Annotated in this window: 18 protein-coding genes and 1 pseudogene; 9 read left to right on the top strand and 10 right to left on the bottom strand. The window is 42.2% G+C overall.

The window, feature by feature from the left end:
• Window positions 1–109: 109 nt before the first annotated feature.
• From DMB44_RS04265 to DMB44_RS09570, 7 genes are all read right to left on the bottom strand, one after another.
• The gene (locus DMB44_RS04265; RefSeq protein ID WP_110641154.1) at window positions 110–424 is read right to left on the bottom strand and encodes a YddF family protein; all 315 of its coding nucleotides are present in this window, start codon (window positions 422–424) and stop codon (window positions 110–112) included.
• A 37-nt stretch (window positions 425–461) separates the two neighbouring features.
• Window positions 462–857 (bottom strand): hypothetical protein, encoded by a 396-nt coding sequence (locus DMB44_RS04270; protein ID WP_153280143.1) that lies wholly within the window; start codon window positions 855–857, stop codon window positions 462–464.
• Entirely contained in the window at window positions 854–988 is a 135-nt protein-coding gene (locus DMB44_RS09655; protein WP_255414311.1) for a hypothetical protein, read from the bottom strand. Before DMB44_RS09655 ends, DMB44_RS04270 begins: the two co-directional genes overlap by 4 nt.
• Window positions 989–1,335: 347 nt before the next feature.
• Window positions 1,336–1,989, bottom strand: a complete 654-nt coding sequence (locus tag DMB44_RS04275) for a hypothetical protein (protein WP_110641158.1) — start codon at window positions 1,987–1,989, stop codon at window positions 1,336–1,338.
• On the bottom strand, window positions 1,986–2,156 hold the full coding sequence (locus tag DMB44_RS09475; protein ID WP_201796928.1) for a hypothetical protein: 171 nt from the start codon (window positions 2,154–2,156) through the stop codon (window positions 1,986–1,988). Before DMB44_RS09475 ends, DMB44_RS04275 begins: the two co-directional genes overlap by 4 nt.
• A 6-nt stretch (window positions 2,157–2,162) precedes the next feature.
• A complete protein-coding gene (locus tag DMB44_RS04280) occupies window positions 2,163–2,627 on the bottom strand; it encodes a hypothetical protein (RefSeq protein ID WP_110641164.1) in 465 nt (154 codons plus the stop codon).
• 88 nt (window positions 2,628–2,715) lie between these two features.
• Complete coding sequence (locus tag DMB44_RS09570) at window positions 2,716–2,898, bottom strand: hypothetical protein (protein ID WP_110641166.1); 183 nt, start codon at window positions 2,896–2,898, stop codon at window positions 2,716–2,718.
• Between the two features lie 130 nt (window positions 2,899–3,028).
• Between DMB44_RS09570 and DMB44_RS04290 the strand changes: the two genes are divergently transcribed.
• Window positions 3,029–3,499: a hypothetical protein gene (locus DMB44_RS04290; protein WP_237265287.1), complete on the top strand. Its 471-nt coding sequence runs from the start codon at window positions 3,029–3,031 to the stop codon at window positions 3,497–3,499.
• Window positions 3,500–3,517: 18 nt separating this feature from the next.
• Here DMB44_RS04290 and DMB44_RS04295 read toward each other — a convergent pair whose 3' ends face one another.
• On the bottom strand, window positions 3,518–3,679 hold the full coding sequence (locus DMB44_RS04295; RefSeq protein WP_110641168.1) for an AbrB/MazE/SpoVT family DNA-binding domain-containing protein: 162 nt from the start codon (window positions 3,677–3,679) through the stop codon (window positions 3,518–3,520).
• Between the two features lie 95 nt (window positions 3,680–3,774).
• Between DMB44_RS04295 and DMB44_RS04300 the strand changes: the two genes are divergently transcribed.
• The 7 genes and pseudogenes from DMB44_RS04300 (at window position 3,775) to DMB44_RS04325 (ending at window position 13,369) form a co-directional block, all read left to right on the top strand.
• Window positions 3,775–5,118 carry a helix-turn-helix domain-containing protein gene (locus tag DMB44_RS04300; RefSeq protein WP_110641170.1) on the top strand — a complete coding sequence of 448 codons (1,344 nt, stop codon included), beginning with the start codon at window positions 3,775–3,777 and terminating at the stop codon, window positions 5,116–5,118.
• 236 nt (window positions 5,119–5,354) lie between these two features.
• Window positions 5,355–5,525, top strand: coding sequence for a hypothetical protein (locus tag DMB44_RS09480; protein WP_201796929.1), 171 nt, complete (start codon window positions 5,355–5,357; stop codon window positions 5,523–5,525).
• The gene (locus tag DMB44_RS04305) at window positions 5,525–8,560 is read left to right on the top strand and encodes an Eco57I restriction-modification methylase domain-containing protein (protein ID WP_110641172.1); all 3,036 of its coding nucleotides are present in this window, start codon (window positions 5,525–5,527) and stop codon (window positions 8,558–8,560) included. Before DMB44_RS09480 ends, DMB44_RS04305 begins: the two co-directional genes overlap by 1 nt.
• Window positions 8,544–11,576 carry an SNF2-related protein gene (locus tag DMB44_RS04310; protein ID WP_110641174.1) on the top strand — a complete coding sequence of 1,011 codons (3,033 nt, stop codon included), beginning with the start codon at window positions 8,544–8,546 and terminating at the stop codon, window positions 11,574–11,576. The genes DMB44_RS04305 and DMB44_RS04310 overlap by 17 nt, the downstream gene beginning before the upstream one ends.
• 4 nt (window positions 11,577–11,580) lie before the next feature.
• On the top strand, window positions 11,581–12,516 hold the full coding sequence (locus DMB44_RS04315) for a Swt1 family HEPN domain-containing protein (RefSeq protein WP_110641176.1): 936 nt from the start codon (window positions 11,581–11,583) through the stop codon (window positions 12,514–12,516).
• 85 nt (window positions 12,517–12,601) lie between these two features.
• Window positions 12,602–12,697 (top strand): annotated as a pseudogene (locus DMB44_RS04320) (type I restriction enzyme endonuclease domain-containing protein); the annotation flags it as partial.
• Between the two features lie 99 nt (window positions 12,698–12,796).
• Entirely contained in the window at window positions 12,797–13,369 is a 573-nt protein-coding gene (locus DMB44_RS04325) for a hypothetical protein (protein WP_110641180.1), read from the top strand.
• Between the two features lie 182 nt (window positions 13,370–13,551).
• Here the strand turns inward: DMB44_RS04325 and DMB44_RS09485 are convergent, their stop codons facing one another.
• Both DMB44_RS09485 and DMB44_RS04330 read right to left on the bottom strand, forming a co-directional pair.
• On the bottom strand, window positions 13,552–13,695 hold the full coding sequence (locus DMB44_RS09485) for a hypothetical protein (RefSeq protein WP_153280144.1): 144 nt from the start codon (window positions 13,693–13,695) through the stop codon (window positions 13,552–13,554).
• Between the two features lie 20 nt (window positions 13,696–13,715).
• Window positions 13,716–14,354 carry a site-specific integrase gene (locus DMB44_RS04330; RefSeq protein ID WP_110641182.1) on the bottom strand — a complete coding sequence of 213 codons (639 nt, stop codon included), beginning with the start codon at window positions 14,352–14,354 and terminating at the stop codon, window positions 13,716–13,718.
• Window positions 14,355–14,558: 204 nt separating this feature from the next.
• On the opposite strand from DMB44_RS04330, the gene DMB44_RS04335 reads away from it, so the two are divergent.
• On the top strand, window positions 14,559–14,892 hold a 334-nt coding region (locus tag DMB44_RS04335; RefSeq protein WP_153280145.1), incomplete at its 3' end, for a hypothetical protein.

The raw sequence follows: 14,892 nt of genomic DNA on the forward strand, positions 1-14,892 counted from the left end.
CGCCTTGCTATCCCTCCGCTCAGCCATCTCATTTGGGCTACAATCTTCTGTTGATCGTGCTTCGACGATCAACTATTTAAATTTTTTGGAGCGACAAAAATTAAGTTTTTCATTCTTTTCTTTCCAGTAGCCCGAGCTCAAACTTCAACTGTTTGAGCTCGTCTGTGGATAATATTTTGCCTTCAGGCAGTCTTTCGAGAAGCCTGAAGACAATCGCTTTATCTCCGGGTTGCATTTTAATTGCAACCCGGCTCATGGGTATTTTCGTGCCGAGTATTTCACTCAGCACGACCGCAGTCCCTTCGTGCCCTATTGCGGACACGAATCCATTACTAATCAATTCTTTTGCTTCTTCAACCGATATTCGGCTGAAGGTATACACTCCGTATTCTGTTAGAATAGGAGTGTTTAATACAAACAACATACCTTTTTTCCTCCGCCCTTACGGGCAACAAAAAAATTCAGTCGGAGAATTCTTCTTCATCATCTTCTTCTTCTCCGACTTCTTCATCCTCCGGCTCCGGCGGGTAGTAGCCCGTCGGAACCTCCGTCTTTCCTTCCACATCGTGCCAATCTCTTGACACGATGTGCTCTTCAGGGAGGCTCTGAAGAGCCTCCCTTATCTTTTTCGCTCCAGCGGTCCTGCTTTTCAGGACCACCGGTAATGGGATGAAGAGGGACCTCTTGTATCCCCCTTCATCCTTAAAATACAGAGCTACGAGGGAGAAGTACTCCCTCAGCTCTGCACTATCTCCATCTGCCTCGAGGAGGTATAAAGCCTCCCCGAGGCTCCCTTCCTGAGACAGCATCTTGGCTGTCTCGAAGAACATCTGATTCTTCAATTCCAAAAATCTCACACAACACACCTCCTCGCCACCTCAGCGGTGGCGAGCAACAAAAATTGGGCTACTTTGTTTCGGCTCGCAAGACCATTCAGAAGCTCGCCAACCCTGCCAGTATTTTCTCGTGCTCTGGAGGTACGGAGCATGAGTACAACTCCCCTTTCGGGGCCTTCTCCTTGGCAGAGCATGCCTGTGGTGTGCCGCCACGGCAATCGTCAGGCCCATTCTTTTTCCCTCTCGGGAATGGCAGAAACGCCTAGAAAAAAGGCACATCTAGACGTTCCCTTGCGGGAATTGCTTCCCGTTAATCTGTTTGCGACAATTGACTATATAAAGGTTTCGGTGGAGAAATCCTTCAATCCACCCACCCCTTCATTTCACTAATCTTTTTGATGATCGATTGACGATTATCTACTATATAAATATTTCGCTATTTTTTCCCTCCCTGGCCTCAAAAAAGGGGAAAAAGGTAGCTGCGGGCTGCCCCTCAGCTTCAGAGAGCGAACCAGTCCTCGTAACGGGCAGCGATTTCAGCTTCTTTGAGCTCGTTGACCTTTGTTCCTAGCGATGCTTTTGCCAAGTGGAGTCGCTGATATGCCGATGCTGGGGTCTTCCTCTTAGCACGCCTGTTCTGGGCTATTGCGCGTTCCATCATTGCGCTGACATAGGCGTTTTTCATCATATCCCGGGCGGTCAGCAGGCGGCTCACATAGACCACCAGTGCTTCTGACTTGTTCTTGTTGCTTTCAGACTTTGAATTCTTGAACATGTTGATGGCTTCCATGATGTCTCCGGCAGCATATGTCAGGCCTCTATAAACCTTCAAGAACAGCTCAGGATCTGATATCTTGCTCGGCGCATTTGCCAGTCTGGAAAATTCTTCGGACAGGTTGGTGTCAAGATAGCTGCTCGCTTCAAGTAGGTTTGCCTTGATTTCGCCTGTAGAGGTGGCCGCCACAAACTTCAGCTCGCCGGAGACGGAACCTATGATCCTGAACGCATGCGATACCGCATACCTGATCAGGCCGTTGGATCCGTTCCTACCGATGAAATTGGTTATGATCGGCCTTCTGATGCTGCCCCTTTTTTCCCTGATCGGGATATGCCTCGCATTGCTGCCGTAGCCTTTCGTTATGAAGCGCGTCATTTCCCCCACTTCCTCGCATTGAGGGCGAAGGTTGCCCTCTTCCTAATGGCCGGGCTGCCGTCCTGCTTCAACCTCTTTAGAACCTCGATCTTGATGGTTCCGGCCTTTGTGAAGCCTTTGTTCCCGAACCTCTTCTTAACGTAGTTTCTAAGCGCACCCTTCCTCATCCTTCATCACTCCCAGTGTAGGCTGCCGTCGCCTGCGCCCTCCTCAGAAACGGCCTCTATATCACCAGAACTGACCCGCTTTCTGCGCTTTCCGAATAAAAACCCGAGCTTTTCTGGAATGGACCTGAGATCCAGATCCGCCCTTGCCCTTGCAACCGTATCACTGTGATGGGAATCACCGCCATCATTGTGCTCAAGCATGCTGGAGGCGGCTTTGCGCCTCTGGGCCTTGGCCTCCTCTATCATGGTGGCGTATTTCAGCTTGTCTGAATAAGCGACCCTCTTGTCGGAGGCTAGTTTTCGCAAGGCCTCTATGTGCTGGTCCAGCTCCTCGAGGGTACGGCCCATGTCGTTTACCTTCTCGGCTGCACTTCCAAAATGCTGTCCTTTGGTCAGAGAGTAGAGCCCGCGGCTGTCGGCCATCAGCTCCTTTTCCTCCTTCAGAGTGCCTCTGATAGCTCTTCCATGCACTCTGACTGCCCGTTGGGATTTCTTGACTGGCATACCAACAAAAACCACTTAGCCTTTTAAAGTTAGCGTTTTTGGGAAGCAGTAATTCTCAAAGGCTTGAGCGATGAGATGCATGCATGTTAACGTTGGGGTATAGGGCTTGTTGTGATATCCCCTTATCCCTGACATTCTTCGGCTTCAACGTTAAAACCCAATTAAGAAATTCCTTGCTATTGGCAATTTCATGATCCTTCAAGTATTTTAAATAATCCTCTTCATTTGCACCAGTCATTTCAACTTCATCGAGATTATAGAAAGGTTAGGAGTTTGAGGGAAGCAGTAAAACTCTCTCTTCGTACAGGAGATACACGGACTTCCCCCAACCGAAAATCCTATTGATAAGTTTGCTATATTAATAATAGATGTTCAGAACTATTAAACTGAAACTACCATACGATAGACCATTGATCGAAACAGTGAAGCAGTTCAGGAACGCATGCCAGATAGTTCTGGACTATGGTTTTGAGAATAAGACGTTCAACAAGAACAAACTCAATAGAGGCACATACAGAGAGGTGAGGGGAAGGATACCCACTCTTCCATCTGCACTTGTTCAGACGGCAAGGGATACGGCATCTGAAGCATTGAAAGCAACAGAAATTGAGAAGAAAATAAAGAGAAAATCACTCACAATAAGGTATGATAACAGAACATTCAAATTCTATCCCGATTCACATACAATTTCATTGACAACAGTACAGGGCAGGCTGGTATATCCAGTGGCTCATTCGCCCCTGATCGATAAATACAGGGGTGAATACACAAATATTCATTCTAATAGTAGTGAAAATAATACTTTTCGTTATGTTCTATTGAGAGTGCCCCCAGATTAATCATTCAAATGATCCTCTTCATTCAATCTTTCTAATTACAATCTCCCCATTTACTTCATAGAATCCAATATGTTCGGATACCGATATATTCAGTTTCTCTGCTACTTCTTTTGGTAAGGTTATTCGAAGAGATGATCCCTTTGAGGATGTTCTTGTCACTGCTATTGGTATTTCCGGCATTCAAGGAAGAGTAAGTGGAATAAGTTTAGTTTTAGCCGATTAGAAAGTGGCTGAGCTGAATAAAGCTTTATTAGACAGTTAGGTAATTATCTTGAGTGTTAATTGAAAAAATTCTTGGTTCAAACAGGCCCTCCTTCAAAGACTTAGAAAGGTTTAAAGCCATTAGTAATGAAGATGTTCAACTTGAATTTAAGCGAGATATAAGCAACATATACACCCATTTGTTGAATCCAGTTTCAGCTTTTGCTAATACTCGGGGAGGGCTTCTTGTAATAGGTATTGATGATGAAACTCATGATGTTTTCGGAATCAAGGAAAAGGCAGATAAAATTGAAAATTTGATAAAGGAGTATATTGAACCAAGTCTCTCAGGGTTGTACCATATTCATGAGATAAAGACTGATGATGGTAAGTTTGTTCATTTGATAGAGGTTGGATTAAGTCCCTATATACATGCGGTTAAGGAAGAAATTACCTGTTTTGATCAAAACGAACATAAAAATAGGAATTTTCTTACCTACAATTATTGGACTCGAACCGGACCCAGTACGAGAAAAATGGAACCATCAGTTTTGAACAGAATTGCAAATTTGAAGGCCAATTATGTCTATAATTTTGAATACAGAGTAAAAATTTTTAAAATTTTGAATAATTTTTTATTTGATTTGGTGCGTGAAGTTAATAAAGGAAGAGAGGAAAAAATAGAAGTCATTAACCTTCATGCTTTCGCCAATTCTTATTTAAAAAAAAGTGATAAAAAGTTAAGTGATAAAAAGTTTGTAGATCTATTCAATTCTTCAAGCTTTTTATCGATGTATGAAGGCTATTATGGTATAACGATAGACCTTTACATACAATTGTACAAGGTAAGGTATATTCCTCACACGATTTTAACTTATAACGAAGACTATTTGTTTATTGATCTTCTAAATATGCTAATATCTGCTTTTAATCTTGGAGGCGAGAACATAAATTTGGATTTTCTTACAAACATACAACATGTTAGCCCTAGAAATGAAATATTCTTTAATAAAGAACCTCCTTTAACGGCACTTTCCTTTGTTTCTTACATGTTCCAATATGCTACAAATGATGATCATGACCAACACTGGCCACAACTTAACAAATTCATAAATACCATTTCTTCAAAGATTTATAGAGGAGGAAAAGGTAGTGATATAAAATTCTGTGATTTGAAAAGAGAATTACAATTTTTCCTTGAACCGGTCAGATATAAAGAGGGAGTCATTGATCTCTTTCAAAAGTATAATATAAGATACGAACAATTTCTTTCTAGATTTTGTTCCGAGATGTCCAAACTGATAATAAGCTCAATTAAATTAAGGAATTCTATATATGAAAGTTTAATGTTGCCGATTCCAATAGATTCAGTAGACCACGCATTATTAAAAACCAAGGAAGAAAACTGGTTTTATTAAAGGCGCTAAGATACGAATAGAATAAATTCCTAAATTTCCTTTAGATGTCAAGTGACAATCGAGATTATAGAATTTCTAATTGATGCATTGAAAAACTAAATCTTTATACCTATTCAATCAAATATCTGTCTGTGATAAGCCCAGATCCCCATCTCGATAAGAAATTGTCTATATATACTGACAAATTATGTTCTTCTTTCTGAAATATTAATATATGTTCTAATCCTAAACATTATATGAAATGCCCCATCTGTGAATCCGAAGGGAATTTTGTCTTTGTAAAGAACTGGAAGTACGGCTTCTATGAGGTAACCAGGTACAAATGTGGAGACTGCAATAATTATTTCAATATATATGAAGCGGAAGGAAGACGCTCATATACCATTCCAGGTTCACGGAGCAAGTGATGTCAATGGAAAAATTTGACCGCAAGTTCTGGGTATCAGAGCTAACCAAATTGGGATACCATATCAGTGAGAATCCAATACCTGTTCAGTTTCTAAGAGAAAGGAAAGCTGTACCTCCAGGCGTAAATCTGAAACAGGGATATCTGCTCTATTCCGATCCCTTAACATTTGACATCGTTCTACTGGAGTTTGACAGACTTCCATCAAGAACATCGGCGTCACGAATTGCCAGATACTGGAAGGCACACCAGCAGGGTCGGCAGCTTATGTTTTTCACCGATGGGACTGACAGTTATGCAGTTGTTGTTCCTGGCCCAATTGAATCTGAATCAACGAAAGCGAGGATACTGAGCCTTTCAGAAATGATATTCAGAACTGACAATGAAGCACTCAATTCACTGCAGTATATGGAGGATAAAAAACTACTCCGGGAACTCTACGATAACAGCTTTTTACCATATGAGAAGGTCAGAGAAGATTTCTTCCATGGCTATAGAGATCTGTATCAAAAGGTCTTTGAAACCGTCAGAGAAACTTTGGGGGAAAACGCCGCATCATATTCACAAAGATTTATTGGCAGACTCATGTTTCTTTATTTCCTTCAGAAAAAAGGCTGGTTGAAGAATAACAAGAGATTTGTTGACACGATAAAGGACTATAAAGAATTGAACTGGATCTTCTACGAAGGTCTTAGCAAAGAGGGAAATGACGGTTTACCTTATCTAGATGGCACCCTTTTTGAGAGAGAGGACTATTTTGATGAAAGGATTGAAGACCAAATCTCCGAAAAAATGAACGCAATATTCATTGAAGCAAGAGATTTTCTCAATCAGTATAATTTTACTGTGGATGAACTTTCACCATTGGATGCCGAGGTAAGCGTTGATCCAACTATGATCGGTACAATATTTGAAAACATGCTTCCTGAGCATGATAGGGGATCCAAGGGCACCTTCTACACTCCACCGGAGGAGATTTCATTCATCTGCAGAAGGGCACTCGCCCAGTATCTGAGGATAGAGGAAAATGTTGTTAACCAAGATGGTCAGGAGGTTCTGCAGGACGGAATCTCCCTCCTCCTTGACAGGATAAGATCAGAAAAAAGCGAGAAGATGGTGAGGGAACTCAGAGATAGGATCCTCAGGATAAAAATCATGGATCCTGCCGTCGGATCTGGCGGATTCCTGCTTGGAATGATGCAGGAGATGCTATCCATTCTTAGAGAAGCAGACGAGAGCGTTGGCTGGACAGCTGACATGGAAGATTATAAGAATAGGATACTCCGGAACCTCTTCGGATTTGACATTGAGGGGGAAGCCATTGAAATTGCGAAACTGAGACTCTGGCTATCTATGATCGTGGACAAGAAATCAGCAGAACCTCTTCCTAGCCTTGACATGAATTTGATACTAATACATGATTCTCTTCAGCTATCATCCCAGAGCAAGCTGGATGACAAAATTGGTATGTTCTGGGATACAATGAATGGTCTTCGCTCAAGATTCATGAATGAAACTGATTCCACATCCAGATCTAGACTCAGGAAAGAGCTTCAAAGACTTCAGGCGGATATGGAGAAACAGACAGGTGTTTACGGTGGGACCATTGAATCGTGGGGTATAGGGCCGGTGGATATCATCGTCATGAATCCCCCATACGTAAGGCAGGAATCAATACCGGCGGATAGGAAGAAACATTATACATCTAATTACAAGATCGACAAGAAATCGGATCTTTACTGCTATTTTGTCCTTAGAGCCCTAAAATTGATCAACAGTAACGGCATCGTCTCAGTCATATCTTCAGACAAGTGGCTTGAGACAGGATATGGCGAAGATCTTCAAAAGTTGCTGTCTAGCAGACTGATTGGAATATATGGACAGAGGGGGAGGACATTTGAAGCTGATGTAAACAGTGTTATCTTTGTGTACAGCAGTGATACGGACAGTTCGAAAACAACAGATTTCATCTATCTTGAATCCTACATGTCGCGTATTGTAAGAAACCATGTGCGGTTCAAAAGGTCAGATCTGAAACCCGGAAAATGGTTCTATCTCCGGGCACCAAAGATTTTCATGGAAAAGATATACCCGAAGCTGACGCACAGGCTTGGAGATTTTGCAGAAATTAAAAGAGGTTTCACAACGGGTGCCAACGATTTCTTCTACATGAAGGATGTTTCATCACAATACGAAGCTGACTATCTTGCAAATCCAAAGAAGTTTCAAGAGTGGGGTGTGACCGCGAAGAATGAGAAAGAGCTGAAAGATCAGGGGTTGATTTATATTGAGAACGAGGGTGGAGAGAGATTTGTTATAAATAGCTCTGATACAAAATCACTTGTTAGAACGACAAAGGATCTTAGGAGATATATAATTGACAAACCAAAGAGATTGTGCTTATACACCAAAGACCCAGGATCTATGACCAAAAAATACATTGAATGGGGCGAAAAACAGAATATAAGTATCAGGGGAAGAAAGGAGCCTGTTATAGGTTACAATAATGTGCCATCTGTATCTGGAAGGAAAAATTGGTATTACCTCAACGATCTTGAGCCATCAAACATAATACTACCAATGTACGTTATGGATAGATTCTTTATTCCAGTATCAAGAGAACCGGTAATTTGTGATAATACATTTTATACACTAAAATCGAAAGTTAAGGGTATTGAATCTTATCTAAACTCCACGATATTTTACATCACTATGGAATTATACCTTAGAAGACTGGGTGGGGGTGTGGGTGAGATCAAGGTAACCGATTACGAGCAGATGCCCGTCCCAGATCTGCACAAAATTGATCTATCATCCACAAATATTGCGCTTGAAAGAGATGTAATGAGATATTTCGATGAGGTTAAGATGAAGGATAGAAAAGAACTTGACAGTGAAATATTAAAGCTGCTATCTGCAGAAAGCTTCACCATCGAGGAATTTTACAAGGAATTTGTTGAGCTTGTCGATGACCGCCTTATCAAGGCTGATAGGGGACTGAAATCAAAGGAGGCTACAGATGAGCAGGATAATTGACAATGAGAATGAGAAGATGTTTAGTGTTCTTCTGAGGGAACTGTCCAAGTCAAATGAAGTTGCCATAGCCTCGGCTTATTTCAATATAGGCGGATTCGGCCTTATCAGAGATGCAATCAGGAACAAGCCTCTAAAATTCCTTGTGGGTAGACCACAGGATGAGAGCATATCATTCGAGGAACAGATAGTCAGGGAACTTGAGGAGAATGAGGATAACCCGGAATACTACAATCTTATGCTCGATGCTGTTGATTTTTTCACTGATAATCACAGACAGGTGAGAAAGAAGACTGGGGCGTTCTTTCATGGGAAGGCATACATTGGAGTAACACCAAGTTTAGAGAGGCCGGACTATGGGGTCGGAATAGTGGGATCCAGCAACTTTACATCGGCAGGTCTCAAGACAAACAATGAGCTGAACGTTGTAAACACCGATAGGGAAGTTCTGAGGGAACTCTGTGACTGGTTCTCCAGGAAATGGGAATCGTCAGAGGACTATAAGGATCAGTTCCTCAATTTCTTGAGGAATTACACCGTCACGCACACACCTTTTGAGGTTGTTGCAAAGGCCTTATACGAGGCATATAAGGGCACGATGCTTGAATCAGAAAAGATAAAGATGATGAATCTGAAGCGTTTTCAGATCGTCTCGGTTCTCGAGGCGAGGAAAATCATCTCTGCTTACAACGGCGTAGTCATCGCAGATTCAACAGGTCTTGGAAAGACGAGAACCATGCTTGCCCTGGCCCATGAAGCCAGGAAGGATGGTAAAAAGGTGCTTCTGATAGCACCAAAGAGCGTTCTCCGCACCACATGGGAAAAGGAGATGGAAGAACTTGACACGCATATTGAAAGCATAAATTCTGAGGCGATATCTGCCGATCCGTATGGTTTTTTGGAAAAGTACAGTAAAAAGAAATGTAACTTTATCATTGTCGATGAGGCCCATTATTTCAAATCGTCCTCGTCAAACCGGTACAAGGCGCTCAGGGATCTTATACTCCGTAATGGAGCTCAGGTAGTTCTCGCCACCGCGACCCCTGTTAATAACACCCTGATGGATCTGTACAACCTGATTGCCCTATTTGCCTCCGAAGAAGCCGTACAGGATATTGCCGGCCTGACGCTCAGGGGATATTTCACGAGTAATCAGAAAATGCTTCTTGAGGGAAGAAGCCTTGACATGTCATCTGTACTAGAAAGGTTTGTGGTAAGGCATTCGAGAAAGTTTGCCAAGACCCTGCAGCCTGATGTAAGCTTCCCTGATAGAATCATAGACACTGATCCACTGAACCGGTACCGATCAGGAATAGACTATGAGCTATTGAAAAAAGAACTCGAGGACCTAGTGTTTGCGCAGTATGACCTATCCATTGAAAAACTGACAGACCTCAGGCTGCCAACAGGTCAGCCTATTTCGCAGCTTGTAGTATCCAGAAAGAAGGACGATCTGAAGGATCTAGTGAAAACAATTGTGATTCTGAATCTGTTTAAAAGAATAGAGAGCTCCATAGAAGCTTTCAGAGAAACTATGCTGTCAATTCATGATTATATGGGAAAGGCGATTCATATCGCAGAAAAGACCGGTTACTTCCTCCCACGAAGCGCTGCCGATGATTCACTGTTTGACTTTGATGAGGAGATACCGCCAGATATATTTGAGAGCGCAAAATACGGATCACTCAAGGAAATGTGCCGTCTTACAGACACCGAAAAGGACTGGTTCATAGAATCTTGTAGGAAAGACCGTTATAAGATCGAAGAAATCCTGGAAAATATCCCAGCCAATGATGAGAAGTTGAATCGATTCAGGGAGAGATTGAGCAAGCTAGTGTCATCCTTAAATCCTCCCAACGGTGTTGTTGTTTTCTCACAATACACGGCCACTGCAAGGGCAGTTTATAACGCCGTAAGGGATCTGAAAACAAAATGCTACCTTACCACTGGATCGGAATGCCGTGACCATGAGGGAAGGAATTCCGATATAACAAAGATAGTTGGTCTTTTCCAGGAGTATGGTGGAGTGCTTGTAAGCACCGATGTTCTCAGCGAGGGACAGAACCTCCAGAATGGACAGTATGTGGTGAACTATGACTTCCCATGGAACCCTGTCGTTCTAATACAGAGGGCAGGTAGGGTGGACAGGATGGGATCAAAACACAGGAAGATATACCTGATCAACATGATGCAGGAAAATTCTGATCCCAACGATCCGCAGTCATTGGAGCATTTCATTGGGCTCATGAAGAAACTTTACACCAAGATATCAGGAATCAAGGATACCATAGGCATTGATTCGCCTGTGCTGGGGGAAGATGCCGATCCAAAGGATTTTGGAGAGACCCAGAAAAGGATATACGAAGGCAAAAGCGAGGTTCTGGAGGCCATCGCAAAGGAGCTGGAACAAATTACCAACGATCCCAAGGATAAACTCATGGAAATAATAGATCAGATGGGTGAAGAATGGATCAAAGCAATACCTAGGGGAATAGGGGCGTACAAGAAATACGGGAGAGATGGTCTATTTTCCCTATTTACGGACGGAGACAGGCTCTACTGGCGATTGAAGTTTTTTGACGACGATACGGTAATTGCTGATCCTGGGCAGATTGTCAGTATTCTCACGGAACGTCAGTCTGAAGATGAATCTGGCCAGAAAATAGAATACAAAGGCTTGGTTGAGAAACTCAAGGCACTGAAGGATGATACTCTAGAGATGATCAAGGCAGACATGAGGAAGAGCAAATCCTCATCAATACTTCCAAAAATGTCAAAAAAAGCAATAGCAGTTTACGAGAAACTTGCCTCTCTGGATGAGGAGCTGGCGCTCAGGTTTAGAAATGTTGCATCCAGGGAGACTCTGGTGAATTCCTTATTCGAATCCATGGGTTCTCCAAATTTTTTGGAAAATGCCAGGAGGGTAATAGAAAAAATAACGATCCGGGAAAGCGCGGTTAAGGAGACGCAAGCGACACTAAAACGTGTATGCTGGTGTCTTCTGTCAAGAGGGAAATAGACAAATGGAAAATTCTATTAAAACAAAACTTCTGGAATTTAAACAGAGAGCATATTCTCTGCTTACAATACAGATACCTGAATACCCATCTGGATACAACAAAGAAAAGGTTAGAAACGAGGTTATTGGCAATATTGCAGGAAAGATCCCTGAAATTCTTGGTATATCGGACATCATCGGAAGAAGGAAGGCCAAATCAATTGCAACTAACTATCTGAACACCAATATGGAGAAACAGAGAAGGATGCAAAGGGAGAATGCAGTTAGATATGCTAACAGCCAGCTGGGTATCCTCGTAAAGGAGATTAAGAGCTTTCTCTCAACAGTCTCTGTTCCAACCCGTAATCTGACCTTGAGCGGAAACAGCTATCTATTGATCAGAAAGATGAACAGATTGAATAAATATAGCACACCTACGCGCAGAATTATGGAACTTATAAAAGTGCTTGATGAAATCATCAACATGGAACTGATTGAGAACAGTGAAATCACATCCTATATCCAAAATAGGGGCCCATTAAATTTGTTAGCTCTTGATTTGATTAATTCTCTTGAGAATTGTTTGAGAACTATGCTTCGGCAAGAGGGGAGAGGAATGTTTGGTGACAATTATGAGGATATTGTCCCGCCATATATCCGTACCAGAGCTAAAAAAAGGATGTTAAGCCAAGAGCAGAAAGAAAGTACACAGGGCGAAGATTTATTCTCGTACCTGGTGTTCTCGGATTATCTTGAAATTATACTGCAAGAAAACAACTGGGAATGCTGTTTTTCGCAGATATTTCCCAGTAAGGAATGGATTCGTATAAAAATAAATGAGATTGCACCGATCAGAAATTCATTGGCACATTCAAGAAAAATTACAAAGGACCAAATTGACAGACTCAGAATTAACTCGGGTGATATAAAGAGGATAATCGGGAAGGCGTTTCCGTGCTAGGCGGATTAACCCATTTCGGAAATCTAACTTTGTATACTGATATAGTGGTTATCTTTGTTCCCACATGGTGTGAATGTGGAAGAAACTTCAGGCCAAACTCAGACTCATGGTGAAGAAGATACTGAGGAAATACGGCTATCCTCCGGACAAGCAGGAGAAAGCCACACTGACAGTACTATAACAGGCTAAACTGTTGGGGTATGAATGGGTTAGCTAAAATTCTAAATCTCACTTTATATTTGAAGAATACATTTTTAAGCTTTGGCTGCATAGATTAAACATGGCTAACAACAAATTTGAGGAACAGGTAGAAGATTTTTACAATTACTTGATCAAAGAAAAATGTGAATATCTGCAATTATTTTCTACTCTCGAAATTCAGATAGAAGGATGGTTCAGAGGAGAGTTAATGCGTTACTTTAAGAGGAATAAAATTGAATTGACGGTCTATAATAGGGAAGTTAAAAATAATGGAAATATTATTGACTTTAAAATTAACACTGATGCACAAGAGTATTGGATTGAGCTAAAACATATTTTAGTAGGGAAACAAAAGAAAGGAACTTTCACACTTAACTCTTATTTTTCAAAGAATTATTTTATCGCAAAAGATTTGAACAAATTAATTCTGAGCGAAAATCCAGAAAAAAAGGTATACGTGCTTTCATTTGTCTCAGTGAATAATATTAAGATTAGGGCTTCTAATAAAATAAACAACTCTAACGATCTAATATCACAGCTAAAAGGAATTATTGATAAAAGGGGAATAAAAGCAGAACCCTCAAACTATAATTTCGATGAATATACCAAGTTTGGATACTTCCTTTTAAAGGTAAATGAAAAACAAGACTAAGAAACGTTAAGTCAATATCGGAGAACGAAAAATGAATTTTTATTATTCAATCATTAATATATCCCAATAGGCGATTGTGGAGTATATAAATAAAAATGATCAATCTAATTTTGAGTATATAAGACCGAATATTACTATACCATCTTTGGTATATGATACCAACCTAATGCCTCAAACAAAGGCTATATGAAATCCTTTTTTGTGGATTCTTCGTTGTATTTTCTGATTTCACCAGACTTCTTGATCTGTTCGTATTTCGATATGAGTTCAATAATTCTTTCAAAATCTATGTTGTAATCTTCTTTCGCCCTTACGGATTCTGTCATTTAAACCCCCCTTTGTTAGATCATCTCCACCCCTCTACCCATTCCTTCATCTTCAAACGGTCCTCCTCGGTGAAAGGAAGATTAACATAATGCTGCAGCGCAGTCAGCGATGTGTGGCCCTGGCTGAGGAATATCTCCTCCTTCCTGTCCGGATAGGAAGCGATGAGCCACGACTCCCATGTCTTCCGGAACATCTTCATGTTCAGGCCGTATGGGTCTATTCCGGCTATGAGCGCCTTCCTGTGCATATAGTCCCTGAGCGACGTCTCTGTGGGCAGATCCGCCTCTCCGAGGATCTGGTGTATGTTCTCGATGAGCGCCCTCCCCCTCGATGACAGGTGGATCCACCGCTGGTTTATCGTCGCCTTCTTCTTCTTGATCGCGATGCGCGGCAGGTGTATGAACGTGCCGTCGAACCAGGACGGGTTCTTCAAGAAAAGCCGGAGCTCGACCACGCGCATGCCTGTCATCAGCGCAGTATCGAACACCACGCGGTACTTGGGCGATGCTGCTGATCGGAGGGCTTCGTATTCTGACGGCCTAAGAATGCGGGTCTTCATCTGAACGACATTGCTCCGCCGGGGCTCCTCCTCCAGAACAGTGCGGCCTAGCCTCTCCCTGTGTTTAGGCTCCTTGAACTCAATGAGTATAGGATCCATTCTATGATCGAAAAGACCATGCTCAAGAATAATTTATACTTGAGCATTTTACCCCGAATAGCCTATTATATAAAAAAGAGATAATATATAACGTATGGGGGGTATGCTCAAGTCCTACATTAAGACTTGAGCATCTATGAGCGATGCGCCCGAACCTCAAACGAAGAAAAACTGAAATATAACTATAGGATATAATACAGGATAATGAAGCCTGAAATATTTGAAAAGGCAAAAGATGAGGCGTTTCGCTTTGTCTACGAACAGGACGAATTCTTTGAAGGAAGGTACGCAATACTGTACAAGGACGGGAGCGTGGAATTCGAGAGGATGCCGACTGCATCCGACTGGAACGCAACGGGCTGGATGGAGCTGGGCTACGTCGAGGGCCTCGGCCTAGACGGCATACTCATAAAGATCGTCGACCCGGATACGGACAGGGTTCTGTTTGAAGAGCAGGGCATGTTCAATCTGCCGGAGCCTGAGCCGGTGGACAGGCCCACCACGATCCAGATCCGCGCGTCGACCAGGAGGCTTCTGA

The sequence above is a fragment of the Thermoplasma sp. Kam2015 genome (assembly GCF_003205235.1).
Lineage (GTDB): Archaea > Thermoplasmatota > Thermoplasmata > Thermoplasmatales > Thermoplasmataceae > Thermoplasma.

Bases quoted from the DNA above. Each gene is read 5' to 3' on its own strand.
- DMB44_RS04330 (WP_110641182.1), bottom strand. From the start codon at position 14,354: ATGGATCCTATACTCATTGAGTTCAAGGAGCCTAAACACAGGGAGAGG.
- DMB44_RS04310 (WP_110641174.1), top strand. From the start codon at position 8,544: ATGAGCAGGATAATTGACAATGAGAATGAGAAGATGTTTAGTGTTCTT.
- DMB44_RS09570 (WP_110641166.1), bottom strand. From the start codon at position 2,898: ATGACTGGTGCAAATGAAGAGGATTATTTAAAATACTTGAAGGATCAT.
- DMB44_RS04295 (WP_110641168.1), bottom strand. From the start codon at position 3,679: ATGCCGGAAATACCAATAGCAGTGACAAGAACATCCTCAAAGGGATCA.
- DMB44_RS09655 (WP_255414311.1), bottom strand. From the start codon at position 988: ATGCTCCGTACCTCCAGAGCACGAGAAAATACTGGCAGGGTTGGCGAG.
- DMB44_RS04290 (WP_237265287.1), top strand. From the start codon at position 3,029: ATGTTCAGAACTATTAAACTGAAACTACCATACGATAGACCATTGATC.
- DMB44_RS04305 (WP_110641172.1), top strand. From the start codon at position 5,525: ATGTCAATGGAAAAATTTGACCGCAAGTTCTGGGTATCAGAGCTAACC.
- DMB44_RS04275 (WP_110641158.1), bottom strand. From the start codon at position 1,989: ATGACGCGCTTCATAACGAAAGGCTACGGCAGCAATGCGAGGCATATC.
- DMB44_RS09475 (WP_201796928.1), bottom strand. From the start codon at position 2,156: ATGAGGAAGGGTGCGCTTAGAAACTACGTTAAGAAGAGGTTCGGGAAC.
- DMB44_RS04315 (WP_110641176.1), top strand. From the start codon at position 11,581: ATGGAAAATTCTATTAAAACAAAACTTCTGGAATTTAAACAGAGAGCA.
- DMB44_RS04325 (WP_110641180.1), top strand. From the start codon at position 12,797: ATGGCTAACAACAAATTTGAGGAACAGGTAGAAGATTTTTACAATTAC.
- DMB44_RS09480 (WP_201796929.1), top strand. From the start codon at position 5,355: ATGAAATGCCCCATCTGTGAATCCGAAGGGAATTTTGTCTTTGTAAAG.
- DMB44_RS09485 (WP_153280144.1), bottom strand. From the start codon at position 13,695: ATGACAGAATCCGTAAGGGCGAAAGAAGATTACAACATAGATTTTGAA.
- DMB44_RS04265 (WP_110641154.1), bottom strand. From the start codon at position 424: ATGTTGTTTGTATTAAACACTCCTATTCTAACAGAATACGGAGTGTAT.